This is a genomic window from Streptomyces sp. YGL11-2 (assembly GCF_050054615.1).
In the GTDB taxonomy this organism is placed as follows: Bacteria; Actinomycetota; Actinomycetes; order Streptomycetales; family Streptomycetaceae; genus Streptomyces.
On the sequence record NZ_JBNHIN010000026.1, the window covers coordinates 53,750 to 79,864 of the forward strand.

The 26,115-nt window shown below is 72.0% G+C and carries 20 protein-coding genes and 1 pseudogene; 7 read left to right on the forward strand and 14 right to left on the reverse strand.

The window, feature by feature from the left end:
• Positions 1-2,777, reverse strand: a 2,777-nt coding sequence (locus ACO1BR_RS26650; RefSeq protein ID WP_426797631.1) for an amino acid adenylation domain-containing protein, incomplete at its 3' end; no start/stop codon positions are given.
• Between the two features lie 737 nt (positions 2,778-3,514).
• Positions 3,515-5,386, reverse strand: a complete 1,872-nt coding sequence (locus ACO1BR_RS26655; protein WP_426797632.1) for a right-handed parallel beta-helix repeat-containing protein — start codon at positions 5,384-5,386, stop codon at positions 3,515-3,517.
• Positions 5,387-5,484: 98 nt separating this feature from the next.
• Here ACO1BR_RS26655 and ACO1BR_RS26660 point away from each other — a divergent pair, with 98 nt between their 5' ends.
• From ACO1BR_RS26660 to ACO1BR_RS26670, 3 genes are all read left to right on the forward strand, one after another.
• Positions 5,485-6,429 (forward strand): TetR/AcrR family transcriptional regulator, encoded by a 945-nt coding sequence (locus ACO1BR_RS26660; RefSeq protein WP_426797633.1) that lies wholly within the window; start codon positions 5,485-5,487, stop codon positions 6,427-6,429.
• A gap of 358 nt (positions 6,430-6,787) precedes the next feature.
• Positions 6,788-8,305, forward strand: a complete 1,518-nt coding sequence (locus tag ACO1BR_RS26665) for an FUSC family protein (protein WP_426797696.1) — start codon at positions 6,788-6,790, stop codon at positions 8,303-8,305.
• Positions 8,306-8,457: 152 nt separating this feature from the next.
• Positions 8,458-9,615 carry a lactonase family protein gene (locus ACO1BR_RS26670; RefSeq protein ID WP_426797634.1) on the forward strand — a complete coding sequence of 386 codons (1,158 nt, stop codon included), beginning with the start codon at positions 8,458-8,460 and terminating at the stop codon, positions 9,613-9,615.
• Between the two features lie 57 nt (positions 9,616-9,672).
• Here ACO1BR_RS26670 and ACO1BR_RS26675 read toward each other — a convergent pair whose 3' ends face one another.
• The 7 genes from ACO1BR_RS26675 to ACO1BR_RS26705 all read right to left on the reverse strand — a co-directional run bounded on the left by ACO1BR_RS26675 (position 9,673) and on the right by ACO1BR_RS26705 (position 16,627).
• Positions 9,673-10,023 carry a nuclear transport factor 2 family protein gene (locus ACO1BR_RS26675; protein WP_426797635.1) on the reverse strand — a complete coding sequence of 117 codons (351 nt, stop codon included), beginning with the start codon at positions 10,021-10,023 and terminating at the stop codon, positions 9,673-9,675.
• 354 nt (positions 10,024-10,377) lie between these two features.
• On the reverse strand, positions 10,378-11,334 hold the full coding sequence (locus tag ACO1BR_RS26680; protein WP_426797636.1) for a sirohydrochlorin chelatase: 957 nt from the start codon (positions 11,332-11,334) through the stop codon (positions 10,378-10,380).
• 93 nt (positions 11,335-11,427) lie between these two features.
• Positions 11,428-12,513, reverse strand: coding sequence for an N-acetylglucosamine kinase (locus ACO1BR_RS26685; protein ID WP_426797637.1), 1,086 nt, complete (start codon positions 12,511-12,513; stop codon positions 11,428-11,430).
• The gene (locus ACO1BR_RS26690; protein ID WP_426797638.1) at positions 12,506-13,465 is read right to left on the reverse strand and encodes a phospholipid scramblase-related protein; all 960 of its coding nucleotides are present in this window, start codon (positions 13,463-13,465) and stop codon (positions 12,506-12,508) included. Before ACO1BR_RS26690 ends, ACO1BR_RS26685 begins: the two co-directional genes overlap by 8 nt.
• Before the next feature lie 40 nt (positions 13,466-13,505).
• Entirely contained in the window at positions 13,506-14,183 is a 678-nt protein-coding gene (locus ACO1BR_RS26695) for a uracil-DNA glycosylase (protein ID WP_159506923.1), read from the reverse strand.
• Between the two features lie 162 nt (positions 14,184-14,345).
• Positions 14,346-15,431: a WD40/YVTN/BNR-like repeat-containing protein gene (locus ACO1BR_RS26700; protein ID WP_426797639.1), complete on the reverse strand. Its 1,086-nt coding sequence runs from the start codon at positions 15,429-15,431 to the stop codon at positions 14,346-14,348.
• 92 nt (positions 15,432-15,523) lie between these two features.
• On the reverse strand, positions 15,524-16,627 hold the full coding sequence (locus ACO1BR_RS26705; RefSeq protein WP_426797640.1) for an NADH:flavin oxidoreductase/NADH oxidase: 1,104 nt from the start codon (positions 16,625-16,627) through the stop codon (positions 15,524-15,526).
• A gap of 197 nt (positions 16,628-16,824) precedes the next feature.
• Between ACO1BR_RS26705 and ACO1BR_RS26710 the strand changes: the two genes are divergently transcribed.
• A complete protein-coding gene (locus ACO1BR_RS26710; RefSeq protein ID WP_426797641.1) occupies positions 16,825-17,196 on the forward strand; it encodes an ArsR/SmtB family transcription factor in 372 nt (123 codons plus the stop codon).
• A 17-nt stretch (positions 17,197-17,213) separates the two neighbouring features.
• Here ACO1BR_RS26710 and ACO1BR_RS26715 read toward each other — a convergent pair whose 3' ends face one another.
• Positions 17,214-18,587 carry an FAD-dependent oxidoreductase gene (locus ACO1BR_RS26715; protein WP_426797642.1) on the reverse strand — a complete coding sequence of 458 codons (1,374 nt, stop codon included), beginning with the start codon at positions 18,585-18,587 and terminating at the stop codon, positions 17,214-17,216.
• Positions 18,588-18,782: 195 nt separating this feature from the next.
• Here ACO1BR_RS26715 and ACO1BR_RS26720 point away from each other — a divergent pair, with 195 nt between their 5' ends.
• Positions 18,783-19,535, forward strand: coding sequence for a DUF6214 family protein (locus tag ACO1BR_RS26720; protein ID WP_426797643.1), 753 nt, complete (start codon positions 18,783-18,785; stop codon positions 19,533-19,535).
• 35 nt (positions 19,536-19,570) lie between these two features.
• Here the strand turns inward: ACO1BR_RS26720 and ACO1BR_RS26725 are convergent, their stop codons facing one another.
• Positions 19,571-20,212 (reverse strand): TetR/AcrR family transcriptional regulator, encoded by a 642-nt coding sequence (locus tag ACO1BR_RS26725; RefSeq protein ID WP_426797644.1) that lies wholly within the window; start codon positions 20,210-20,212, stop codon positions 19,571-19,573.
• A gap of 380 nt (positions 20,213-20,592) precedes the next feature.
• Positions 20,593-20,805 carry a transposase gene (locus ACO1BR_RS26730; protein WP_426797645.1) on the reverse strand — a complete coding sequence of 71 codons (213 nt, stop codon included), beginning with the start codon at positions 20,803-20,805 and terminating at the stop codon, positions 20,593-20,595.
• A gap of 495 nt (positions 20,806-21,300) precedes the next feature.
• Between ACO1BR_RS26730 and ACO1BR_RS26735 the strand changes: the two genes are divergently transcribed.
• The gene (locus ACO1BR_RS26735) at positions 21,301-22,158 is read left to right on the forward strand and encodes a hypothetical protein (RefSeq protein WP_426797646.1); all 858 of its coding nucleotides are present in this window, start codon (positions 21,301-21,303) and stop codon (positions 22,156-22,158) included.
• A 154-nt stretch (positions 22,159-22,312) separates the two neighbouring features.
• Positions 22,313-22,930: a DUF3995 domain-containing protein gene (locus ACO1BR_RS26740; protein ID WP_426797647.1), complete on the forward strand. Its 618-nt coding sequence runs from the start codon at positions 22,313-22,315 to the stop codon at positions 22,928-22,930.
• Positions 22,931-22,986: 56 nt separating this feature from the next.
• Here the strand turns inward: ACO1BR_RS26740 and ACO1BR_RS26745 are convergent.
• Positions 22,987-23,637 (reverse strand): annotated as a pseudogene (locus tag ACO1BR_RS26745) (IS5 family transposase); the annotation flags it as partial.
• A gap of 365 nt (positions 23,638-24,002) precedes the next feature.
• Entirely contained in the window at positions 24,003-26,108 is a 2,106-nt protein-coding gene (locus ACO1BR_RS26750; RefSeq protein ID WP_426797648.1) for an MMPL family transporter, read from the reverse strand.
• Between the last annotated feature and the right edge of the window lie 7 nt (positions 26,109-26,115).

Genomic DNA, 26,115 nt, shown 5'->3' on the forward strand with positions numbered 1-26,115 from the left:
GGGGTGGTGCGGTCCGCGGACCGCACCTGGTCGAAGGAGGCGAGAGCCCTGCCGTCGACCTTGCCGTTCGCCGTCAGCGGCAACCTGTCGAGCACCAGGACCCGGTCGGGGACCATGTAGTCGGGCAGGATGCGCACCAGCTCGTCCTTGATGATCTCGGCCGGCCCCTTCATGTGGACGGCGTCCTCGCGCATGCCCTCGCTACGGATCTGCTCCTCGCTGACCCTGCCGCCGAGGAAGAAGTACGTGGGGCCGGTGGGGATGCCGCAGGAGGCCAGTATGTCCTCGACGCGTCGGGCGGCGGGCAGCGGACGGCCGGTCTTCGAGCTGTATCCCGAGGACATCAGGCCGAGACGCAGGCCGTTGCGTTGCAGGTGGTGGAGTTTCCTGCCCAGGACCAGGTACTCCAGCCACGGCCGGTCGGCGCGGCTCACCGCGGTGATGCCGAAACTCGCGCGCCGGTAGACCTGCTGGTTGATGGCGATGACATGCTTCGGCAGCACCAGTTCACCCGAGATGCGCTCCAACTCGCCACCGGTGTAGCGGTACTGGCCCGCGGGCAGGTCCCGAACGCGTCCCGGATGTGCCTGCACATAGATCTCGGTGGGGTCCGGCCACGGTTCCCCGCCGGCGGGGCGGATGGCGAACGTGCCCAGGTAGTAGTCCTCGTCGGAGACGTCCAGGAGGTCCTTGACGGACCCGTCGTGGGCCAGCGGCCGGATGGTCAGTCCGTACTCCGGCAGCACCTGTTCGAAGAGACCGGCCATGTGCCCGGCTTCGATCTCCAGAACTTCCCGGATGTTGTTCCTGTACACCGGTTCGATGGCCTGCTTGCAGCCGAGGAAGTGGACCGACAGATGACCTTCCGACCGGCGGGACGGGGGGCCGGTCCGCACCAGGGCGTGGTCGACGGGGTGGTAGTAGTACGTGCCCGGCTCAAGTCCCGCCGCTCCGCCGTCGGTTTCCAGGTACAGCTGCGTGGCGTACAGGGCCCCCGGGGAGGCGTAGGCGTACTTCGGCAGCAGCCGCTGGTCGCTGTGGTACGCCCCGAACCAGCGCAGCAGCTCGCCCAGTTCCGCGAACGTCAGCTCGTCCAGTCCCCGGGACGGGCCGCGGGCCGGGCGTTCGGCGAGCAGGGCCAGCACGGCGGTCCGGGTGACCGGGGCGCCGTCGTAGAAGCGGTAGGTCTTGCGGGCGAAGACCTCCCTGCGCTGCCGGGGCGTCTCCTGCCTGCCGGGCAGCTCCACCACGGGCCGCCCGGCGAGCTGCTCGCGGCGGCGCAGACCCGGGTTGGACAACTGGGCCTTGACCTGAAGCCTGTTGGCCTTGGACTGGTGGTGGGCACCGTGGTTGCCCTGGTCCATCAGTGCCGCTTCGTTGGGGTTCAGCTCGACGCAGGCGACCAGGCTCGCCGAGCCGGTGCGCGGGTTGTCGGCGACGACCACGGCAGCGCGCCGGACCCAGATGTGCTCCTCGACCGCCAGGGCGACCTCGTCGAGTTCGACGCGACAGCCGTGCAGTTTGACCTGGTTGTCGATCCGGCCGGCGAACTGGAGGGTGCCGTCGGGGTTCCAGTACGCCAGGTCGCCGGTGCGGTACAGGCGTTCGGCGGGGATGAACGGCGAGGTGATGAAGCGCTCCCGGGTCTGTTCGGGTTGGTTCAGGTACCCGCGGGCCAGTTGGGTGCCGCCGATGTACAGCTCGCCCGTCTCGTTGATGCCCACCGGCACCAGGTCGGCGTCCAGGATGAAGCACTGTGTGTCGCCGACCGGCGCCCCGATCGGCACGCTGCCCGTGCCGTCGCCGGCCGCGTCCGGGTCCACCGGGCAGGCGGTGGCGTTGATGGTGGCCTCCGTCGGCCCGTACAGGTTGACGAGCGAGGCCCGGGGAAGCGCGTCGGCCACGGCACGGGCGAGCCGCCACGACAGCACCTCACCCCCTGAGAACACCTGCCGCAGTGAGGTGCACAGCCCGAACTCCTCGGTGTCCAGCAGCGCTTGCAGCAGCGTGGGCACGCACTGCAGGGTGGTCACCTGGTGTGCGACCACCGCGGCGGCCAGGGCCTGCGGGTCCCGATGGATGCCCTGTGTGCCCATGACCACCCGGCTGCCGACGGCCGGGGCGAGGATCTCCCACTGGGCCGCGTCGAAACTCATCGGCGTCTTCTGCAGCACGCTGACGTCCTGGCCCAGGTACCCGTAGGCGTGCATCCACCGCATCTGGGAGGCGATGCTGCGGTGCTCGATCATCACCCCCTTCGGTCTGCCAGTACTGCCGGAGGTGTAGATGACGTACGCCAGCGAGTCCGGCCGCACCGCCACCGGGGCGCGCGCGGTCCAGTGGTCCTGCACGTCGCCCGGGACGACGATCCGGGTGCCTGCCGGGGCCAGTTGGGCCAGCTGGGCCGCCAGGTGGTCCTGCGTGACGATGACGCGCGTCCGGCTGTCGTCGATCATGTAGCGGAGCCGGTCCTCCGGGTACTCCGGCGACAGCGGCAGATAAGCGGCTCCGGCGAACAGGATGCCCCACACCCCGGTCATCAGCTCCAGGGACGGTTCGACGAACACCCCCACGCTCAGCTCCGGATCCGCACCGAGCCGACCGAGACACGCCGCGAGCCGGCGAGCCGACTCCGCAAGCTCGCGGAACGTCAGACACCGGTCGCCGCAGACCACCGCGACGGCATCGGGCCGTGCCGCGACCTGCTGCTTCAGCAGGTCGGGCAGGCAATCCACGCTGGTGTGGTCGATCGGTGCGCCACGCGGTTCGGTCTTCACAGTCTTCTCTCTGCTGGCCGAGAACTGCTGGGACGGGACTGCGGCGGTCGCTCCGGCCGCCGCCCGGAGCGACCGCCGCCGCTGGGGCCGAGTCCGTACCGCGGCATCGACGACAGGCGCGACGCCGAGCGGCTGCAGGGGAGTTGACACCTGCGGCCGGGTGGCAGGCGGCCGCGAACAACGGACAGCAGACGGCGCCGGACGGCAGCGGTTCCGTCGTGACCGGCCAAGCGCTGACCCGCGCCGATGGAACCGGCATCGTCAACCCACCGTCGAACGCCTGCCGGTTGCCCGGGATCCGGCACCGTGTCCCCGGGCGGGCCCCACGGGGCCGTGACCGACAGTGCACATGTGCGCACGACACCATCTCCGATTCGCTGGGAGTACGCCGGGGACGCCGGACGACGCTGATCGCCACGCCGGCCCACACGTCGTGAACCGACGGGGGTGAGGGGGCGGACAGGCGTCGCCGGCGACCCCGCCGCGGCATGCGGTCGCACCTCTGGTCCCCGACACCGACGTGGCGACCTCGCCCGGGCGTCTGTCTTCCCAACCCTCAGGCCACACGTGCGGCTCAGGCGAAATCAGCCCGCATCAGGTCCCCGGCCGCTCGGCCGGGTTTTCGTTCCCTCAGCGGAACTGCACTGATGTCTTCACTCAACGATACGCTCGACGCGGCGAAGCCTCACACTCTGGCGCTGCTCCCGGATCGGCGTCGGCCTGCCCCCGGGGGAGGGTCACCCGGCCCGGCCGGGTGGCGGGCCGACGGGCGGAGCACCCCGGCCCGCGGACGCCAGGATGGCGGCTCCGGCGGGGTCGGCGGCCAGCGCCTCCTCGAAGCCGTCCTTCGGCAGCACCGTGTTCCCGGCGAGGGTGACTCCGCTCGGCGGGGTGTCGGCCCCGGCGGGGTGGTCGTCCCAGAAGTTGTCGCGGAAGGTCACGTTCTCCAGAGGGGGCGTCACCCGCAGCACGATCGGGGTGTCGCCGCGGTGGACGACGTTGCCCTGCACGGTGACCCAGGCGGCACCGTAGTCGGTGTAGAGGCCGAAGTTGTAGGGGGTGACGGTGTCGCGGACGACATTGCCCCGTACCAGGGTGCCGTCGGTGTAGGAGGTCCCCTGCCTGCCGTTGAGGTAGATGCCGCCGCCGTCGGCCAGCACCGTCATGGTGCGGTGGACGAGGTTCTCGGTGATCCGGACCCGGGCGGCCCGGCTGCCCCCGGTGACCACGATCCCGCTGTAGGGCACGTCGTGGATCTCGTTGTGAGCCACCGTCACCTCGTGTGCGTCCATCACCCAGATCGCGGGGGAGCCGTGGTACTCGCGGCCGATGCGGTGGATCAGGTTGTGCCGGATGCGGGTACCGGTGCCGGAGGCGACCGTCACGGCGCTTCCGGAGACGTCCTCGATGTGGTTGCCGACGACCGCGTTGTCGCGGCCCCCGGCGAAGCCGATCGCCCCGGCGCCGAGCAGGGCGAACCGGTTGTCGTGAAGTGCGACCCGCACGGCGGCGGTGAACTCGACGTGGGCGGGCAGGAACCGGGGTGCTGCCGGGATCGTCAAGTGGGCTTTTCCTTCCGCGAGTTCGACCTTCTGCAGTTCCCCGCCGCCGTAGTAGGTGGTGGCGAAGAAATGCAGGAACCCGTGGGGTCCGTCCGGTTCGGTCCAGCCGGCGTGGGAGAAGGTCAGGCCCCGAAGCGTCACATCGTGCAGCGGGTTCTCCTCGGTTCCCCGGCCGAGGACGAGCTTCTCCAGGACGGGGGCGACGACTTCGGCTTCGGCCGGGTCCTCACCGGGCAGCGGCAGATAGTTCAGGACGTGGCGCCCCGGGGTGCGCCGGTCGAGGACGAAGGTGCCCGGCTCGGTCAGAAAGCTCACGCAGTTCTCCGCCGCACTCGGCCGGGCCAGGCCGTCCCACCGTGTGTCCCGGCCGCCTTCGGCGCTCGCCGTCCGGTCGCCGACCCAGGTGGCGGTGTAGAGCTCGCGGGCCCGGTCGAAGGCGGGCTGGACGAGGGTGATGGTCGTGGACCGCGCATCGCCGGTGATCCCGGCGACCCGGCAGCGGGCCTCCGACCACGGGTACACCCACGGGAAGACGAACTCGATGCTCGTCGGGTCCTGCCAGCGCTGCGGCACCGTACTGTCCGTGACGTAACCAGTCTCGGTTTTCGTCACGCTGCCCGGGATGCCGGGGCTGAGCGAGGCCCTGGGCGCTCGGCGGCCGTTCACATACAGCTGCCGGGTCTCCAGCGAACCCACCTCGGCCTGCCAGGCGCCGTCCACCTCGCCGGGACGCCACCCGGTGATCACCCGGCCGCCGCTGACAACGGCCGTCTCCTGGAGGGGAGTTCCGTAGCCGTGGGCCTGGTAGACGACCCGGTGGCCGTTCTCGCCCGAGTCTCCCGCGGCCGGGTCCAGGGTGAAGGGGGTGTCCAGGACGTACGTTCCGGCGCGGAGGTTGACCACGAGGTCGGAGCGAAGTGACGCGGTGCGGGCGCGGACGGCCCGCTGTGCGGCGGGCAGGGTGGCGAACGGCCGGTCGAGCGTGCCGGGCCAGGAGTCGCGGCCCCAGGGTGCGACGTGGAGCTGGTCGGGCTGGTCGTCGAGCATGGAGGTACCTTCCCCCGAGGAGGTTTATGTTGTACACGACGGCATACACCATAAACGCCGGGCTAGGGTGGGCGTCAAGGATGGGAAGGTGAGTGCGCATGGCCGAGGAGAACGCGGCGGCGGATCCCGGACGCACCGTCGAACTGCTCTGGGGCGCCAAGGGGAGCCACGGCAGGGCGGGGCTGAGCCTGGCCGGGATCGTCGCGGCGGCGATCGAGGTCGCCGATGCCGAGGGGCTGCCCGCGCTGTCCATGCGGCGGGTGGCCGAGCGGCTGGGCTTCACGACGATGTCGCTCTACCGGCATGTGCCCGGCAAGGCGGAGCTGATCGAGCTGATGCGGGACGCCGTGGTCGGCGAACTCGACCTGGCGACGCCCGACCGTGCCGGGCCCGAGGACGGCGACTGGCGCGCCGGCATGGAGGCGTGGGCCCGCGCGCACTGGGCCCTGCACCTGCGGCATCCGTGGCTCGTGCACACCGCCGGCAGCCGCCGGCTGCCCGGCCCGAACATCATGGCCGACTACGACCGCGCGCTGCGGATCGCCGAGGGGACGGGGCTGCGGGCCTCCGAGGTGGTCGCGGTGGTCTTGCTGGTCGGGGGCTTCGTGAAGACCGCTGCCCTGCAGGTCCACGAAGTCCTGCGCGAGGAGCGGGAGTCCGGCGTCTCGAACGCGCAGTGGTGGCGCGGCCAGGAGGAACTGATCGAGCGCATGGGCCCGTACCCCGCGCTCGGGCGCCTGTGGCAGGCCGGTGGCTTCGACGAGCCTGAGGACCCCTTCGACTTCGGTCTGGCCCGCACGCTCGACGGCGTCGAACTGCTCGTCCGGCGTCACCGTGACGAAAAGCGTGACGGAAGTGCGGTGCAGTCCAGTGCAGGGCGATGCTCGGTCTGCGGCGCCGCGTTCGACGGGACGCGCCGGGGGCGGCCACGGGACTACTGCTCGCGCGCCTGCCGGCAGCGGGCCTACCGGCAGCGGCGAACGGCGACCTCGGCGCCCGCCGGTTCCGGGGTGCCCGCCGGTTCCGCGGGCGACCCCCGCTAGCGAGGAGGCCGGGCAGGCGGACGCCGGGTCATGGCCGGAGCCGGGGGCGGGTGTCCCGGGCGGGGCGTGCGCGACGCGGCCGAGGTGGCGGAGTGGGGGCGGCAGCGGCTCCGCCGGCGAGGGTGTGCGGGGGAGCGGCTGGGGGCCGGACGGTGGCGAAGTGTCTCGGTGAGTGTTCCATTGGTCCGTCGATGGCAGGAGAGGAGCGGCTCTCGCTGGACCATTGGCCCAGTGGTGGCAGTGCCTATTGAGCAATCGGCCGCCCAGGTGCTGAGATGTAGGCGTCGATGGCGCTGCGGATCCCCGCGGCGCCTTTCTCATGTCGCGGTGCACCTGTGTGCGGAAGGGTCGGGACGACTTGCTGAAGAAGGCGTTCATGGCGCCGGATCCGGGGCGTATGCGACTGCGCTCCGCGGCCCGGGCCGTGGTCGGGGTCGGGCTCGCCGTGGCGCTGTGCGGCTTGGCCGGGCATGCGCTGGTCGCCGCGATCACCGGTGGTCTGGCCGCGCTGCTCGCCTTGTTCACGGTGACCGATCCGACGGTCCGCGGCCAGGCCGTGACGACCGCGTTGCTGCCGGTCGTCGGCCTCCCGCTGCTCGCGCTCGCGGCCCTGCTGCACGACGTGCCCCTCGCGCGCGACCTGGCGTTCCTGGCCGTCGTGGGGGCGGGGGTGTACGCGCGCCGGTGGGGGCCGCGCGGGCACTCGCTGGGCGTGTTCGCCTTCATGATCTTTTTTGCCGCGCAGTTCCTGCACACCGCTCCCGGCCAGCTCCCCGAGTCGTCCACGGCCGTGCTGCTCGGGCTCGCGGCGTCGTCGGTGGTGCGCTTCGGGGCGTGGTGCTACGAACGGCGGCTGCCGGCGCCCGCCCCGTTGGCCGCACCGGCCGGGGGGACGGGGCTCGCGCGGATCACGACGCGGCAGGCCGTGCAGGCGACCGTGGGGGCCGCTTTCGCCCTGGGCGTCGGGCAGGTGCTGTCCGACCAGCGGTGGTACTGGGCCGTGGGCGCCACGTGGTGGGTGTTCGTGAACACCACCTCGCGGGGCGAGACGCTCGTGCGCGGGTTCCGACGGTTCCTGGGAACGGTGCTCGGGGTCGTGCTCGGCTTCGCCCTCGCCGTTCCGCTGCACGACGAGCCGATCGCGGCGGCGGTGATCGTCGCCCTCAGCGTCTTCGGGATCTTCTACTCCGCCGCCGTTTCCTACACCTGGATGATGCTCGCCGTGACCGTGATGGCGAGCATGCTGTACGGGCTGCTCGGCGTGCTCGATCCGGCGCTGCTCGCCCTGCGGGTGGGCGAGACGGCCGTCGGGGCCCTGGGCGCTCTGCTCGCGGCGCTCCTCGTCCTGCCGGTGACCACGCACTCCGTCACCGACGAGCGGGTCGGGCAGGCCGTGCGGTGTGTACACGCCTGCACGGCGAAGGCCGCCGCCCGGCTTGCGGGACATCCGGATGCCGATCCGGCGCCGCTGGTCGCCGAGCTGGAGGCGATCCTGGGCCGGGTGCGGCTGTCGCTCGTACCACTGCTGCACCCGCTCAACCCGCTGCGGCACCGCAAGGCGCGCGCCCGGCAGGTCGTGGCCTACCTGGACGAGTGCGCCGCGCAGGTACGGGGCCTGGCCGAGGTGGCGGCCGATCCGGCGGCCTCGCACGACGCCCGGCTGATCGCCGCCTGCCAGCGCGTGGAGGCCGTGGTGGGCACGCTGTTCGCGCCCGGCGGGGAGTCCGCGACCGCGCCCGGTGGGCCGGCCGCCGCGCCGGCCCACCACCCCGGCGCCGAGCGGGCGCTGGCGCATCTGCACAACCTGGAGTCGGCGCTCACCGCGCTGGCGCAGCCCGTACGCAGCGCACCGCGGGCGCCGTTCGCGGCGTCCTGACGGGCGCGGGACGGCGGTTGCCGGCCAACCCGGCACGCTACCTGCCCGGCGCTGCTAGCGTCGCCGGAACAGCGGGGCACTCCCCGGCCGCCACCACGGCGTCCCCCGGGGCGGTGGCCGCCAACCGGCAGGCGGACGAAGGGCGGCGACCAGTGGGGACGACCCGGTCAACGGCGCAGGCGGCAGCGGACGGGACGGCGCCGGGCGGGCGGCGGGCGTACCGGGCCTGCATCGGATCGTTCACGACGGCCGGCGGGCGGGGCATCACCACCGCGGACGTCGACCCGGAGTCCGGGGCGCTGACCCCGCTGCACTCCACGGACGCCCTCGCCAACCCCTCCTACCTGGCGCCGGCTTCGGACGGCCGGCACCTCTACGCGGTCAGCGAGACCCCGGACGGCGCTGCCGCCGCCTTCGCCCTGACGCCCGAGGGACCCGTACTGCGCGCGCCCGCCGTCCCCGTGGGCGGCGCCGATCCCACCCATCTCACCCTGGCCGCGGGCCATCTGGTCACCGCGAACTACAGCTCCGGCAGCGTTAGTACGCTCCCCGTCCGGGCCGACGGCACGCTCGGCGGCCCGGCCCGGGTCCTGCAACACCAGGGCAGCGGCCCCCGGGCCGACCGCCAGGAGGGCCCGCACGCGCACGCCGTCCGCCCCGACCCCAGTGGCCGCTGGCTGCTCGGTGTCGACCTGGGCACCGACTCGGTGCGGGTCTGTGCGCTCGACGCCGCGAGCGGGGAGCTGACCGTACGGGGCGAGACACGGCTGCGCCCCGGCAGCGGGCCGCGCCATCTCGCCTTCCACCCGCGCGGCGACCTCGCCTGCGTCATCAACGAACTCGACCCGATGGTGACCCTCTGCCGCTGGGACGCGGACCGCGGCACGCTCACGCCCCTGGGGGAGACCCGCCTCCTTCCGGACACGCGGGCGGCTGCGGCCGGCGCCGGCGGGGACGGAGCGAGGGCACCCCGGCCGACCTTCCCCTCCGCCCTGGTGGTCTCCCCGGACGGCCGGTTCGCCTGGGCCGCCAACCGGGGCGACGACAGCATCGCGGTGCTCTCCCTGGACGCGTGCGGCGCGACCGCCGCCCTGGTCACGACCGTGCCCTGCGGCGGGCACTGGCCGCGCGACCTCGCGCTGCACCCCGACGGGCGGCACCTCTACGCGGCCAACGAACGCTCCGGCGACGTCACGTGGTTCACCCTCGACCCGGAGACCGGTGTCCCCGCGCGGGGCGGCTCGATCGCGGCGCCGGCCGCTTCGTGCGTGGTGTTCGTCCCCGGCGGACCGGAAGCCGCCCGGCCCTGATCCGCCGGACGAGCCCTGGGCGCGGGGCCGTGGGCGCGGGCCGGGCGCCCGCCGGTGTCATCCCTGCGGGAAGCGCCCGCCGAAGTAGACCTGCGTCTCGGTGAGCCGGCCGCCCCGGACCGTCATCACCTCCACGTTGCGATGGCGTTCCCCGGTCTTCAGCTCGTACTCGTAGCGGACGAAGACCTGGTCGTCGTCGAGGGCGACGGTGTCGAGGAGCTCCTGGGAGCGGACCCGGTCCGCGGTGGGGAAGCAGACCTCCAGGAACGCGGCCTTGCCGATGTGGTCGTCTTGCGGGCTCGTGAAGACGAACTCGTCGGCGAGCAGCCGCTCCATGGCCGCGCGGTCCTGGGCCAGGTACGCGGCGAAACAGGCGCGAACGGCCTCGACGTTGCTGCGGTGCGTCATGGGCTGCCTCCTGATGGGGGGACGGAGCCGGCGCCACGACCGTAGCGGAGGCGGTGCGGGCATCCCCGCGGACCTCCGCCGGAAGGCGCTGAGCCGCCCGCTCGCGCGCCCGCGGCTCCTTCCGACGCCCGCGGGGTGCCCGCCGCCCTTACGGGCCGCCTGACCGGCGTCTGGGCTGCTCAGTGCCCCGTCCGGCCGGGACGTGCCGCACCGTGCATCGCACCAGGCCACCGGACGTCGGTCACCGGACGATTCCGGCGGCGCCGCCCCCTACCCGGCCCCGGACACGCCGAGGGCCGCCCCGCGCGATCGGCGCGGCGGCGGCCCCTGTGCATGCGGCGCGGGCGGCCGGGCCTACCGGACCGGCGCCCCCACACCCTGGCCCGGCAGCGTGATACCCACTGCCGACGCGTAGTTGGACAGCACCAGCCGGCCCACCGTGCCGTAGGCGCCCAGCGTCTCGGCCGAAGCGCAGCCGGCCTCCGCCGAGGCTGCCCCCAGAAGGCCGTCGGCGATTTCGGGGCCGATCAGGTACGGGGCCAGCGCCAGCTGCTGCGAGCCGGAGGAGCGCAGCTGCTCGGCGGTACGGGCGATGGCGCCCTCCTCGTCCAGGCCGGCGGCCAGTACCGGCACGGCCAGCCGGGCGGAGAGCAGCATGCCGGTGATCCCGGCGGCCTGCACCGCCTCCTCGCCGCCGACGGTGGCGAGGATGATGCCGTCCGCCGCGGTGGCGACCGTGAACAGCCGGGCGCGGTCGGCGCGCGCCAGTCCGGCCTCCGACAGGCGGACGTGCAGCGCCTCGGCGAGCAGCGGGTGCGGGCCCAGGACGTCGGTCAGCTCCGCGGCGGAGGCGCTGTTCATGATGGCCTGGCGTATCCGGCGCAGCAGCGCGCTGTCCGGACCGGCCAGCAGCGGCACGACGACCGCGGCCGGACCGGGGTCGGACTGCCCGGCGTTGGCGGGGGGGGCCTTCTGCTCGGCGGCGGCCCGCGCCAGTACGGCCTCCAGGGAGGGGAACTCGTCGTCTCCGCCGTCCACGTAACCGATCCGCGCGTCCAGGCCGGGCAGTTCGGAGCGGGCGATGCTGGAGACCTCCTCCGCCAGGCTGCGCGAGTCGGCGGTGGGGGTGCCGGGCACGGCCAGCACGAGGGCGGGTGCGCCCTCGGGGGCGGCCAGCGGCTCCGGCCTGCGATGGCGGCCGGACTGCCGCGCGCGCGGCATACGTACAGGCAGGCCGGGTGCGGCTCCCGGGCTCGGGGATTCGGCGTCAGAAACGGGCGAGCCAGGTGCGGGCCCAGTGGGGGAACTCATGGCGCCGCATGCTAACGCCTCGATGTGTCCCGCCGCCGAGGGAGGGTTCGGTCGAGCGGTATCCGTCCCGATTTATCCCGCGCGTCACGGCGGCTACCCCGCCACAGGCCGTGTGATCTGCAACAACCTCGGATCGGCGGGCAGCGTCAGGCGGCCCGCGGCCAGTGCGGCGGCGATCGTCAGCGCCCCGTCGAGCGGCGTGCCGGCGGCCGTGACCGGGCGGGCGCCGGGCAACCGCTCGGCGAGTGCCGTACGGAGCGGGGAGAGCAGGGGATCCCCGAGGGCGAACAGCCCGCCGGTGTACGCAACGGGCATTCCGGGGCCGGGCGGGCAGGCCGCCGCCGCGGCGTCCGCGATATGGCGTGCGGCGTCGGCCAGGATGCCGGCGGCCACGGCGTCTTTGGCGGTTCCCGCGCTCCCGGTGTCCCCGGTGTCCCCGGTGGCGCAGTGCGCGACCTCGGGTGCGAACGAGGCCAGTACCGCGGGCCGGTCGGGCCGCGGATAGAGCGCACCGGGCAGTCCGGCCACCGGCCCGAACACCGCCTCCGCACGGGCCAGCAGAGCCGGCGAGCCGCCGGGCCGCCCGTCGTACGCGCGCATCGCGGCCTCCAGCCCGGCACGCCCGATCCAGGCACCGCTGCCGCAGTCGCCCAGCAGATGGCCCCAGCCGTCGGCCCGCCGCCAACCGCCCGTCGGGGTCAGGTCCGTCCCCACGGCGACCAGGCCGGTGCCCGCGGCGACCACGACGCCGGGCCGCTGGCCGAGCGCCCCCGCGTACGCGGTGACGGCGTCCGCGGCGAGGGCGAGCCGCCGCACTCCGAAGGCGCCGGCCAGCGCGGCGGGCAGCCGGGCGCGTAGCTCGTCCCCGAGGGTGCCCATACCCGCGGCGCCCACGCACACCGCGGCGAACCGGTCACCGCCCACCCGGTGCCCCAACTCCTCACCCGCGGGCAGCAGTTGGCCGAGCATGTGGTCCGCGTCGATGCCGGCGGGGCCGGTGCGTACGGGCTCCCGTGAGGTGTACGTGGCCAGCGGCCGGGCATGCGGGTCGCCGGCCCGGGCGACGGCGATGCGCAGCCCCGATCCGCCCGAGTCGACACCCAGGACCAGGTCCCCGGGGCGATCGGCGCTCCCGGATCCCCGAGGGTTTCCGGCGGCCGTGCCGCCGCGCTCAGCCAAGGCCGCGGGCGTCCTGCTTGAGCGCGGTGTCGACGGTCAGCGCGGTGGCGACGACCAGGCTCAGCAGCGGGTCGGGGAGCTGGTGGTGGATCTGCAGGACGTAGTTGTCCGCGGTGGTGAACATCGTCTTGGCGAGGCCCTCCCAGGTCTTGGTGATCCGGGCGATCTCGGTGTCGGCGTGGTCGACGATCGCGAAGTTCCAGGCGCGCCAGTTCTCCGCCTTGATCGCGCCGACCTGCTGCCCGTTGACCAGCATCGCGAAATTGATCTTCCCGATGGCGTTCTGCTGGACGATCTCGCCGACCGGCGAGCCGTCCGGACGCGACACCAGCACCTTGGACTTGATCAGCTTCGCGGGCCGGGTCAGCACCAGCTGCGGCTGCCCGCGGGCGTCGCGGATCTCCAGCTTGTGGGTCATGTACTGGTCCAGGCTGGAGACCACCCGCAGCACCTTCTTGGCGGTGCGCTGCCCGACCTCGACGACCGCGCCGAGGGTGTTGCCGTTCTGGTCGTAGACGGCGTACTCGTTGCTGACCTCGATCAGCTTCGCCTTCTGGTTGACCACCAGCACCGGCTCGGTGAACAGGGTGCCGCCGCCCGGCCCCGTGGGCCCGACGCCGGCCTGCTGCTGCACCTGGCGCTGGACACCGGCCTGCTGCTGCGCCTGATGGTGCAGATCGGCCGGGTTGACGCCCGGCCCGCCGTACGGGGCGGGGGCCGGTTGCTGCGACGCGTACTGCTCGGGCACCTGCTGCGGAGGAGCCTGACGTGGCGTCTGCTGCTGCGGTGCCGGTTGCTGCGGTACCAGCGGCTGCGCGGCCGGCTCCTGGACCTGCGCCTGCTGCCCGGGATGGGTGTGCGCCGTCCACTGGGAGCCGTCCCACCAGCGGAGTTGGTGGGGGGCGCCCTCCGGGTCGGCGTACCAACCCGCAGGGATGTTCGCAGTCGTCATGCCGGGAACACTATCGCCCGCAATCCGGCCCCGCCGGGCCTCAGGGCAGCCGCCAGTCCACGGGCTGCGCCCCCTGCCGGACCAGGAGATCGTTGACCCGGCTGAACGGCCGCGAGCCGAAGAAGCCCCGGTCCGCGGACATCGGGGAGGGGTGCGCCGACTCGACGGCGGGCAGGTCGCCGAGCAGGGGCCGCAGGTTCCGCGCGTCGCGCCCCCACAGCACCGCCACCAGCGGACCCCCACGGGCCACCAGTGCGCGGATGGCCTGCTCGGTGACTTCCTCCCAGCCCTTGCCGCGGTGCGCGGCCGGCTTGCGGGGCGCCGTCGTCAGCGCTCTGTTCAGCAGGAGTACGCCCTGCCGGGTCCACGGGGTCAGATCGCCGTTGGACGGCCGGGGCAGCCCCAGGTCGGAGTGCATCTCACGGAAGATGTTCTCCAGGCTCCCGGGCAGCGGGCGGACGTCCGGCGCCACGGAGAAACTGAGCCCGACCGCATGCCCCGGGGTGGGGTACGGGTCCTGTCCGACGATGAGCACCCGCACCTCATCGAAGGGTTGCTGGAAGGCGCGCAGAACGTTGTTGCCGGCCGGGAGGTAGGTCCGGCCCGCGGCGATCTCCGCCCGCAGGAAGTCGCCCATCGCGGCGATCTGTCCGGCGACCGGCTCAAGTGCCTTGGCCCAGCCTGGTTCGACGATGTCTTGGAGAGGTCGTGCAGCCACGGGATCACCCTACTGGCCGCAGCCCGCTTCCCTTCAACCGAAGGCCAGCGGTCCGGACCCGGACCGGGGTTCCGGATATCCCACCGGGCGCACCGCCCGCCGTCACAACTCCCCGTCACCTCCGCTCCGTTGGGCCGGATCGCCCGGTCGTCCTCGGCCGGCTCATGCGACGGCGGCCGCGCGGACGCACAGCACATCGGGCAGGTGGGAGGCGAGCTGCCGCCAGGTGTCGCCGTCGTCCGCGCTGGCGTACACCTCGCCGTTGCGGTTGCCGAAATACACCCCGGCGGGGTCGGCGTCGTCGACGGACAGGGCGTCTCTGAGCACCGTGCCGTAGTGGTCCTCCTCGGGGAGGCCGTCGCTCAGCGGCTCCCAGCTGCCGCCCGCGTCGCCCGTGCGGTACACCCGGCAGCGGTGCTCGGCCGGCACCCGGTCGCTGTCGGCGGTGATCGGGAAGAGGTAGGCGACATCGCCCCTGCGGGGGTGCGCGGCCACCGCGAAGCCGAAGTCCGAGGGCAGTCCGCCGCCGATGTCCGTCCACGTCGCGCCGGCGTCGTCGCTGCGGTAGACGCCCCAGTGGTTCTGGAGGTAGAGCCGGTCGCGGTCGACCGGGTCCTGGGCGATCTTGTGGACGCACTGGCCGAACTCGGGGTGCTGGTCGGGCAGGAAGACGGCCTTCACGCCCTTGTTGGACGGTTCCCAGCTGGCGCCGCCGTCGACGGTGCGGAACACCCCGGCCGCGGAGACGGCGACGGTGACCACGTCGGCGGCCCGCGGGTCGGTGACCACCGTGTGGACGGCGAGCCCGCCGCCGCCCGGCACCCACTTCTCGCGGCTCGGGTGGTCCCACAGGGCCCGTACGAGGGTGAAGGTCTCGCCGCCGTCCTCGGAACGGAACAGGCCGCCGGGCTCGGTGCCCGCGTACACCACATCGGGTGCCGCGGGGCCGGCCGGATGCAGCTGCCACACCCGCTCCAGCGAAGTCCCGGTGTACTCCGGGTACTTGACGGCCGGGCGGGACGGCTCGTGCCAGGTCTCACCCAGGTCGTCGGAGTGGAACACCGACGGGCCCCAGTGGGCGCTGTCCGCCCCGGCCAGCAGCCGGGGCCGCTCGCGGCGGGTGTCGATCGCGAGGGAGTACACCGCCTGCGCGGGGAAGTGCGGGCCGCTCACATCCCATCTGCCGCGCCGCCGGCGGCCGATGAAGAGCCCTTTGCGGGTGCCCACCGCGAGTAGTACGTCCGTCATGTCTGGAACACCTCCAAGACGCCGTTGTCTCAGCTGTCGCCAGTGTGCACCGCGGCACTGACAACGGCGTCCCGGTACGGTATCCGAGCAGGTCAGACGGCCCGGTGGTACGGGTTCGGGATATGCGCGGCGGCGCCGAGCTCGCGGGCGGCGTGCTGCGCGAAGCTCGGCGAGCGGAGCAGTTCGCGGCCGATCAGCACGGCGTCGGCCCGGCCGTCCGCGACGATCTTCTCCGCCTGCCGCGCCTCGGTGATCAGCCCCACGGCGCCCACCGCGAGGCCGGTCTCCTTCTTGACCCGCTCGGCGAACGGCACCTGGTAGTCCGGCCCGGCGCTGATCCGGGCGTCCGGGGCGTTGCCGCCCGTGGAGGTGTCCAGCAGGTCGACGCCGTGCTCCTTGAGGTCCCGGGCGAAGCGCACCGTGTCGTCCGCCGTCCAGCCCTCGCGGTCGTCGGTCTCGTCCTCGCTGAGCCAGTCGGTCGCCGAGATCCGGAAGAAGAGCGGCAGTTCCTCGGGCCACACCGCCCGAACGGCGTCCACGATCTCCAGCGGCAGGCGCGTCCGGTCCTCGTACGAGCCGCCGTATTCATCGGTGCGCCGGTTGCTGTACGGGGAGAGGAACTGGTTGATCAAGTAGCCGTGCGCGCCGTGGATCTCGGCCACCTCGAAGCCGGCCGCCAGCGCCCGGCGGGCGGTGTCCGCGAAGGCGGCGACGACCTCGCCGATCTCCTCCCGGGACAGTTCGGCGGGCGTGCTGAACCCGTCCGCGAACGCCAGCGGGCTCGGCCCGACCGGCTGCCAGCCGTAGCCCTCACCGGGGCGGATCGGGCCGCCGCGGTTCACCCAGGTCCGCTCCGTGGACGCCTTGCGCCCGGCGTGCGCTATCTGGATGCCGGGGACGCTGTGCTGCTCCTTGAGGGCGTCGGTGATCCGGCGGAACGCCTCGGTCTGGGTGTCGTTCCACAGTCCGAGGTCGTACGGGCTGATGCGCCCTTCGGGGCGCACCGCGGTCGCCTCGGTGAGGATCAGGCCGGTCCCGCCCGCCGCGCGCGCCACCAGGTGCTGGTAGTGCCAGTCGCCGGGCGCGCTCGCGGCCGGCCCCTTGGGGGCCGCCGAGTACTGGCACATGGGGGCCATCCAGAGGCGGTTCGGGATGGTCAGCGACCGAAGGCGGAGGGGCTCGAAGAGTGCGCTCACGGCAGGCTCCTGTACCTGAGGGCGAACGGGTGGTCCGGGGTCCCGCTGGATCCCGGCTCATACGATAGGCGTCGTAGTACGGTGAATGTCAAACTACGATGCCCCTCGTACAATGGATCCCTCAGAGACCGCGGCGCTCACCCGGAGATCGCGGGCGAACGCGCCGCCGGTCGCAGATCCGCAGCTCAGGAGCCGCCATGCCTTCCGTTACGACAGCGACGGGCACCCCCGCGGGCTCCCGGTCGCTTCCGCACCCGGCCCGCGAGGACATCCGGCTCGCCGATGTGCTGCACGCCCTCGCCGACCCGATGCGGCTGCGGATCGTCTGCGCGCTGGCCGCCGCCGAGGGCGAGCTGAACTGCGCGGACATCGAGCTCCCGGTCAGCAAGTCGACCTGTACACACCACTTCCGGGTGCTGCGCGAGCACGGTGTCATCCAGCAGATCTACCGGGGTACGGCCAAGATGAACGGGCTGCGCCGGGCCGATCTGGAGGAGCTGTTCCCCGGTCTGATCGACGGCGTCCTGCGCGCCGCCCGGCTCCAGGAGTGCCGCCTCGGCGAGCGGTGACCGAGGGGGCGCCCGCCTCAGCGGCCGACCATCGCCGCGCGGGCCGCGGCCAACAGCCCTTCCCAGTCCGGCAGTTTGACCGTGCCGCGCCCCAGGCCGCGGCCCCACTCCGCCTCCGCGGCCTCGATGGCCAGCCAGCCGCGCCAGGGCACCGGCCGCTGCCCGGCCCGCTCCAGCGCCGCCACCGGGTCCCCGGCCGGCAACCGCCGCGCCAGATCGGCGGCATCGGCCAGCAGCGACGCCGCGGTCTCCTTGGCGCACGGCCGGTTGGTACCGATCACCCCGGTGGGGCCGCGCTTGATCCAGCCCGCTACGTAGACACCGGGGTCCGGCGCCCCGTCCCGCAGGACCCGCCCGGCCAAGTGCGGTACCGTCCCGGTCGCCTCGTCGAACGGCAGCCCCGACTGCGGCAGTCCCCGGTAGCCGACCGAACGCAGCACCAACTGCCCCTCGATGTCCTCGAATTCGCCCGTTCCCGTGACCCCGCCCCGCCCGTCGGGCACGGTCCGCTCGAACCGTACCGCGCGCACCCCCGTGGCCTCGTCCCCGAGCAGTTCGGCCGGCCGCAGGAAGAACCGCAGATGGATCCGGCGCAGCCGCCCCACCCCGGCGGCCATGGCCACCGGACGCTCGGCCCAGCCGCGGAGCACCTCGACGTTGCGCCGCAGCGGCGCCGGCAGTTCCGCCGGATCGCGGTACGCGGGGTCCAGCGCCAGCTCCTCGGGCCGCACCCGCACCTGCGTACCGGGCAGCGACACCAGTTCCCGCAACTCCTTGGTGGTGAACTTCGCCTGCGAGGGCCCGCGTCGGCCGACCATCCAGACGTCCTCGACGCGGCTGTCCGCGAGCGCGCCCAGCGCCCCCTGGGGCATGTCGGTGGCGGCGAGTTCGGCGGCGCCCCGGGACAGCATCCGCGCCACGTCCACCGCCACGTTCCCCACGCCGATCACGACGGCGGAGCGCGCCCCCAGCGTGAAGCCTTCGGCCGGCGCGTCGGGATGCGCGCTGTACCAGGCGACGAACTCGGTGGCCGGATGGCTGCCCGGCAGCCCCTCGCCGGGGATCCCCAGGTGCCGGTCGGTGGCCGCGCCCACGCAGAACACCACCGCGTGGAAGATCTTGCGCAGCTCCTCCAGGCTCACCCCCTGGGCGCCCACTTCCACGTTCCCCAGGAAGTGCACCCGCGGATGCTCCAGCACCGTCCGCAGGTTGTTCTGCAGCGATTTGATCTTCTCGTGGTCCGGTGCCACGCCGTAGCGCACCAGCCCGTAAGGGCAGGGCAGCCGGTCCAGGACATAGACCTCGATGTCCGGGACGGCCTCTTGCGCGACCAGCGACTGGGCGGTGTAGACACCGCTCGGTCCGGAACCGATCACTGCGACACGAAGCACGGGTGGCCCCTTCCGCGGAGTACCCCCAGGATCGCACCGGCGGGCGTGCGGCGGGAGAGCTGAGCTATCGGGGTTGCTCCCGGTCCGATGAGCGTGCCGCGCCCCTTGGCCGGGTCGGCTGGAGGCTAGGTTTTTTTTGTGTCGGAAAGTGACTTTTATACCGTTAATCACCGATATAAAGCCCAGGACGCGGCATTGGAGTGGCCCAGTTGGGAACTTCGGGCCCACGGCTCGGCCGCGCCCGAACTGGGCCCCTGGTTCAGCGCCCGGCTCACCTTCACCGACGGCGCCCGGATCGATGTCCTGGTGACCGCGTCCGACGACCACCTCACCGTCGAGGACGTACGCGCCGATCCCCCGCTGACACTGGACGCGCTCGCCGCCCTCGCCCGCTGGATCGACGGTCCCCTCGACGACGCCTGCCGCGCGGCCACCGGCCGCCCCCCGAAGTCCCCGCCCGTCCCGGAGCCGACGGCGGGCGCCGCGGCGGAGAGCGGCGACGGCGGGGTGCTGCCGGGGGAGCAGCGATCGGGCACTTCAGGGGACGACGCGCCGGCCGAGGACGTCGTCCGCGGTGAGGGAGCGCTCTGCGGAACGGGCACCGGCACCCCGCTCGGCGCGCCGGCCGATCCGGAACCGGGGACGACCGGCCCCGAGGCGCCGGCCGATCCGGCTGATGCCGCCGACACCGCTGATGCTGCCGACACCGCCGATGCCGCGGCGGCGGGCGACTCCTCCTCCGCCGTCCGCTCCGCCGTCCTCGTGCGATCGCGGGCCGGCGAACGCCGCAAGCTCGCCGCGGACGCCTACCGCGCGGCCCAGAAGGAAGGCCGGGACCCCGTACTGGCCGTCATGACCGCCACCGGCCGCAACCGCCGCCGGGCGCTGCGCCTGATCGCCGGAGCCCGCGACGCCGGCCTGCTGACACCGCGCCACAACAAGCGCTAGTGCGCGTCCCCGTCGGCGCCGGCCCGCGCTTTCGGCTAGCGCGGCCCCTGCGTCGTCGACCCGGCGGGCGGCCGGTCACCGGGCGGTACTCCCAACTCCCAGGCGAGCCCGTAGCGTTGGAACAGCTCGGCGCGCAGTCGGACGCGCGGCATCTGCGCTCCCGGGAGGAGCATGGGCACCACCGACCCCATCAGCAGCGCCCGCAGCAGCGGGTAGTCGGTGTCGGGATCGGCCGACCCGTACGCCACCACCGTGTCCCTCAGCAGCTGGGCCAGCCGCTGCTGTTCGGGGCACTGGACGAAGCCCGCGGCGGTCAGGATCCCCGCCATGTGCGTGCGCATCAGGAGCGGCTCGTCGTGGGCGAGGCCCAGGATCGCGTCGATGGCCCGGGCCATCAACTCCCGCCCCGCGTCCGGTCCGGCGGGTCGCGGTGCCCGCTCCAGCGCTGCCTGGAGGGTGCGGTGCATCAGCCGGTGCACGGCGGACTGGAGCAACTGGTGCTTGCTGGGGAAGTAGTACGAGATCAGCCCGCGCGCGGCCCCCGCTCGCTGGGCGATGTCGCCCAGCGTCGTGGCCTCGTAGCCACGCTCGCCCACCAGCTCGACCGTTGCCTGCAACAGTCGCTCGCGGGAGCGCCGTCGCAATTCTTCATTGACCGATGCGCTGCGGGGGGACATCCTGTAACTCCTGCGTTGACTGGCTGAGAGCCAATATACTCAGCGCAACTGGGGATTGTCCGACCCGAGTGGTTCGGAAATCCGGCCAGGCTGCCTGGTTCGGGCGACGCGGGGGATCGCCCGAACCAGGCAGGGGCGGGGCCGGGGTTGGCCTCTTGACCAGCGTCTTCCCAGGTCATGAGGTTAACCCCGGTTCACGTCGAGTTGCAGGTTCGATCATCTCTGGTCGGTTCTGATCATACCTTTGCTGACTCGTTGCTGACTTTACTGACGCCCTGTTAGGTACCCTTGAGGCGCCTGCAGGTCGATCCGGGGTGGCCGTGCCTTCCAGTGATGCCGGTCGCGCGGGCCCGCCGGCTTGGTCGGCCTGGCGTCATGCTTCACCTCATGCCGATCCCGGCGTCCTTGAGCTCCGCCGTGACGCGCGGGACCCCGTAGGTGCCGTCGGACTTCTTGTGGATCTCCTGGACCCGGCGGGCGGGGTGAGCGTTCGAACGGGCCCGCCCCCTACGGGCTGGGGCTGCCTTCAGCCGCAGGTGGAAGCCGGAGCGGGAGACTTCTGGCGGTGCAATGCCCTCGGACTGGCGCTCCAACACCGCCGAGGGCCGCTTCGTTTCCGGTATGAAGCACCTGTAATTCCCGCCACCGTGCTTCAAGATCAACGGGTGCGCCGCCCTGATCGGCAGCGCGCTGAACGTGTGTTGATGCACGGGCACGCTGCTCGCGGGGTGCTGGCCCGGCTCATCCCGAAGGTGCGGGACGGGTGTTAGGGCTAGTGGTCGACGAATGTCAGCAACCGTGAGACGACGGCGCGGACTGCTCCGGAAACCGCTCCGCGGATGGTTGCAAGCAGGATCGGGTGTTTGCTGGTGGGGACTTTACTGAACATCGGGCTCCTTGGGCTGCATCGTGGTCGTTTACGGCGCCGCAGGTCCAGCTTGCAGCTCCGGTGCCGCAGGCAGTCGAGATCTGGAGCTAACTGGAAGAATCTGAAGGCGAGTTGGTGTAGCCCGAGCCGGGGGTGGAAGCACGTGGCAATCCCGATGCCGAGTCAGAGCGAGCTACCGCCAGGGCCGAGGAGGGACCTGGTGGCTTCGATTCACGAGCTGTATCAGCGCGCTGGGCTCCCTGGCGCTCCAAAGATCGCCCAGCGGACCAAAGATCGAACAGACCTGCCGGATGTGGTGAGTCATGACACGGTGACCAAGCTGCTGAAGGGGCAGTGGATACCGGCGTGGTTGAAGGTGCACGCGATCGTGGCTGTGCTGTCGGAGTATGCCTCACATGCACCGGATGAGCGGGAGGAGATCGAAAAGAACTACCGGCTGTGGATGATCGAGCGGGGCTTGCATGAGGCTCCGCGGATTGAGCATCCTGACGCGCAGGCGGAGCTGGCTTCGATCATGGTTCTCGACGTCGTCCGAGCGCAGGACGATTTCCACGCGGTTCACTTGCGTCGGCGGTTCGATTCGATCCTGTCGAGTGTGCTACCCACGGGGGCCCACATAGAGCTGCTAGGCGATGGCGTGCGGATCTGCGCACCGGGGGCGGAGCAGGCGGTCGCGGCTGTTCTTGATCTTCTTCCCCAGATGGCCGGCCGTTTGCTGGTAGACAATGACCTCAACTCATACGGGCTCCTGAAAGTGCGGGGAAGTCTCCATGTCGGACCCGTCGTAGGTATGAATGATGGCGGCGGCTTTGGGGGATCCGCAGTGATCGACACCGTACGCATGGCGGATGCGCCTGTTCTTGGACGTGCTCATGAGTATGTGGGGCTCCCGGCTCGCCCCGACCTCTCTGTACTTGTTTCGGGCGAGGTACGGCAGACAGTCGGCCCCGAGCGCTGTCCTGAAATGAGCAAGGTGGAACCCCTGTCACCGAAAGGCGGTTTGCTGCCGGAGGCATGGCTCTATGTTCCGCAGCCGATATTGCGAAGGCAGGCATAGCCAGCGCCTAAGGGCTTTCCCGTACCTGATCTTTGAGGTTGTCGGCTCGGCCTTTGACCCTTCGGCGGCAAGGGCGTGAGACGTGGCTCCCGTAGGGGAGGGGATCCTCCGTGCAGATGACGTCTCACTACATCGGGTCTGCCACGGTGGATTCATGCCGATCAAGCGTCATTTGGGTGAGGCACGGCGTGCCCCGGTCCCGCGCCCGGCGCCCTGTCTACCGCTGGGGAGATGGCCGGGGTACGCCGTTGCGGTATGGGGGCTGCTGTTCGCAGTGCCCAGTTTCGTCTGGGCGATGGGTGGCACCTTCGGCGCGCAGTCGATGGTGTCGCCATCGCTGGTGAAGCTCGCTCGCGACGGGGTGCCATGGTTCCTCGCCGTCCTATGGGTGACCGGTTTCGTCAAGCTCTTCGGGGCACTGATCGGCATCGGCCTGACGCGGCTGCGGGGCGTTCGGATCAGCCGTCTCATGGTGTTGTGTGGCGGTGGTGCGGCAGTCCTGCTCACCTGGCACGGCTGCCTGTTCGTTCTGTACGGCGTGCTGGTCGAGACCGGGGCCGTCTCCGTCGCGCCTGGTCTGGTCGAGCTGACCCGTTGGTACCTCTATCTATGGGGGCCGTGGTTCATCGTGGGAGGACTGGCATTCGCCGTCGCTGCCGCGCGATACGTCCGCCGACACGAGGATCGGCGCGTAGTGCAGGTTTACGGTGCTGTGGGTGCGCTCGGCGCTCTGCTCCTGTCGATGGCGTCGACAGCCACCGGGATCGGTTAAGAGCTGCCGTAACTGCTGGTCACGGGTGAGACGATCTCGCGGTGGCAGGTGTGATCACGGCGTCGTCGCAGGTAGCGACGGTTGCGGCGGGACGAGTACGCCTTATCGCCGCCGAGGCGGTCGGGCCGGGTGCGCGGACGCCCGCCGCCCAGGCGGCTGACGCGGATGCGTTCCATGACCGGGATGAGCTGCGGGGCGTCGCCCCACTGGCCCGGAGTGATCAGCAGCGCCAGAGGGCGACGCCCGCCCTCACTGGCGAGATGAATCTTGCAGGTCAGGCCACCCCGGGAACGTCCGAGTCCCTCGTCAGGGCGATGCTGCCGGGGGCGTGCGCGTGCGCCTTTTCCCCGCACTCGCGGCGCTGTTCTGCGGGCCCCGGCGGCATGCTGGTGGGCCGGACAGGAGGTGGAGTCCACACTCACCATCGACCAGTCGATCCGGCCCTCCACGTCGGCGTCGGCCAGGACGGCAGTGAAGACCCTGTCCACGTGCCGTCCGCCGACCAGCGTCTGTGCCGCTCGTACACGGTCTTCCAGGGACCGAAACGCGCGGGCAGATCCCGCCAGGGCGCCCCCGGTGCGCTGCCGGTACAAGACCCCACTGATGATCCTGCGGTGGCTGACCCAACGGCCCCCGCGCCTCCCGGACTTCGGCAGGTGCGGCTTCAGCCGGAACCGCTCTGCGTTCGACAGATCTCCCCGCCCCATGACCATGCCAACGACCCGAGACTGCGACGGTCACAAGATCCGTCGGACAGGCCCTAAGTAATCTTGGTGATTGGTAGTGCGGTTTGGATAGATGACGTGGTGGAGGACCCGTGTTGTTGCCCGCGCCCCAAGTCCGGGCGCGCTTGAGTGGGTTCGCACTCAGAGGCGCCCGGTGAAGTCAGTGCTTGGTCGGGATGTCCTCGCCCCGGATCCAGCAGGCCAGCCGCGCGGCACAGGCCGCTGTCTGTGCCGCGGTCACCGCGAATCGATGCCGGCAGAGTTGCGGTCGCTGAGGACACTTCCCAGGCAGCCAGTTGCTGACTTCGGTCTCGGGAGGCCGGCTCTCGTCGCACTCGGCCAGACATTCACGGGTCGCTGCTCTGATGCGCACTCAGCGGGCGCATCGGGGGAGCAAGTGCCTGCTTTCCGCCCCGCTGTCGGTGCTTGGCGCCGGGTAGCCACCAGTTGGCCCGGCCCAGCAGCCGCATGGTGGCCGGGACGAGCAGTGCTCGGATGAGGGTGGCGTCCAGCGCGATGGCGATGAACATCCCGACGCACAGCTCTTTGACCATGGTTACGCCGCTGGTGGTGAAGGCCGCGCTGACGGCCATAACTACCGCCGCGGCTGAGGTGAACACCGGAGCGGACTGCTGTAGCCCAGTCGCGACCGCGGCGGTGTTGTCCCCGGTGGCGTCGTACTGCTCGCGGATGCGCGACAGCAGGAAGAACTCGTAGTCCATGGAGAGGCCGATCAGCAGGATCAGCATGATCACGGGTTGGGCGACGTCGATGTATCCGGTGCGGCTTGCGCCGACAAGCCAGGTCAGATGCCCGTCCTGGAAGATCCACACGAGCGCGCCGAAGGAGGCTCCGAGGGACAGCGCGTTGACGAGCAGTGCCTTCGCCGGCAGGACGACCGACCGCAACGTCGTCAGCAGCAGCACATACGTGAACACCGCGATATACAGCAGGACCCACGGCAGTCGGCGGCCCAGCAGTTGGAGGGTGTCCTGGGCCATGGCCGACAGCCCGCCCACCAGAACTTGGCCGCCGTCCGGCGGGGGTAGCGCGCGAATGTGCCGCACCAGTGCGCGGGTAGCCGGGTCCTCGGCGCTGCCGTTGTGGCTCAGATAGATCACCGCACTGTGCTGGGACGTTGCGGCGATGAGCCCGGCGCCGGTGCCGGGCAGGTGGACTAGTTCGCCGGCCCAGGCGGTCAGTGTCCGCTGTCCGTCGCGGGTGTCCAGCCGCTGCGGCACGGTGACCATCACCTGCACGGTGTCCAGCCCGCCGAGCGCGAAGTCGTGCCGCAGGGCGTCGGAGGCCAGGCGGGCGGGCGCGCCGGCGGGCAGGGTCCGCTGGTCGGGGAAGCCGAGGGTGATATGTGCGAACGGTGCGGTCAGGGCCAGCAGCGCCAGCAGCGTACCGATCACGTAGTGCCCTGGCCGGGCCATCACCGCACGAGCCAGTCCGGCCCAGGGCCCCTCTGCCGGGACCGTGCCCTTCCGCCGTGGCCGGCGGAGCCGTCCGGCGTTCACGCGCGGGCCGAGGAGGGCCAGAGCGGCGGGCAGCGCGGTGATGCTGAGGACGGCGCTGACGGCGATGACGACAGCTGCGCCGACACCGCACGCCTGCATGACACCGACGGGGAAGAGCAGGAATCCCAGAGCGATGCCGGTCATGGTGGCCCCGGACAGGAACACCGTGCGGCCGGCGGTGGCGCAGGTGGCCGTGACCGCGTCCGGCACGCTGTGACGGCCGGCGAGCTCTTCGCGGAACCGGCCGACGACGAAAAGGGCGGCGTCCACTCCCAGCGCCAGTCCCAGGGAGGTCACCAGGCTCACGGTGATGAACGAGATCGCCACCGTGCCGCTCAGCAGCACCAGGACGCCCAGCGTGATACCGATGCTGAGCCCACCGATGACCACCGGCAACAGGGCCGCCACCAGGCTGCGGAAGATCAGCAGGAGCAGGGCCAGCACCAGGGGAAACGCGATCAGTTCGGCGCGCCGCACATCCGCCAGGGTCCGCTCGGCGACCCCGTCGACCACCGCGACCGGCCCGGCGTACTCGATGTCGAAGCCCTCGGCCCGCAACGCCGGGCGCAGCCGGTGGTAACTGGCCATCCGGCTCGTGTCGTCCGCACCGGCGAGCATGATCGCGACGGCCGTCGCATGGTGGTCCTTGGAGACCAGCGGGGGCAGATCGCGCGACCAGTACGTCATGGTGGAGACGACGGTTCTTTTCGGCGCGGACGCCAGTGAATCCTCCACTGCCCGGCGGAACATCGGCTCGTCCACCGTGTGGTGGGGGTTGCGGTAGATGGCGACCACGTCCGCGCCACCGCGCCCGATGCGCTCCCGGACCGCCACGGCGGCCCGGTTGGACTCGGCGTCCTGCGCGATGATTCCCCCGTAGCTGAGCCGGTCGTGGATGCCTGACGCCGCGACCGCCGCCAACACGGCCAACACCAGAGGC

Excerpts from the sequence above, each read along its gene's own strand:
- ACO1BR_RS26655 (WP_426797632.1), bottom strand. The coding sequence starts at position 5,386 with ATGCTCGACGACCAGCCCGACCAGCTCCACGTCGCACCCTGGGGCCGC.
- ACO1BR_RS26660 (WP_426797633.1), top strand. The coding sequence starts at position 5,485 with ATGGCCGAGGAGAACGCGGCGGCGGATCCCGGACGCACCGTCGAACTG.
- ACO1BR_RS26675 (WP_426797635.1), bottom strand. The coding sequence starts at position 10,023 with ATGACGCACCGCAGCAACGTCGAGGCCGTTCGCGCCTGTTTCGCCGCG.
- ACO1BR_RS26680 (WP_426797636.1), bottom strand. The coding sequence starts at position 11,334 with ATGAGTTCCCCCACTGGGCCCGCACCTGGCTCGCCCGTTTCTGACGCC.
- ACO1BR_RS26690 (WP_426797638.1), bottom strand. The coding sequence starts at position 13,465 with ATGACGACTGCGAACATCCCTGCGGGTTGGTACGCCGACCCGGAGGGC.
- ACO1BR_RS26700 (WP_426797639.1), bottom strand. The coding sequence starts at position 15,431 with ATGACGGACGTACTACTCGCGGTGGGCACCCGCAAAGGGCTCTTCATC.
- ACO1BR_RS26710 (WP_426797641.1), top strand. The coding sequence starts at position 16,825 with ATGCCTTCCGTTACGACAGCGACGGGCACCCCCGCGGGCTCCCGGTCG.
- ACO1BR_RS26725 (WP_426797644.1), bottom strand. The coding sequence starts at position 20,212 with ATGTCCCCCCGCAGCGCATCGGTCAATGAAGAATTGCGACGGCGCTCC.
- ACO1BR_RS26740 (WP_426797647.1), top strand. The coding sequence starts at position 22,313 with ATGCCGATCAAGCGTCATTTGGGTGAGGCACGGCGTGCCCCGGTCCCG.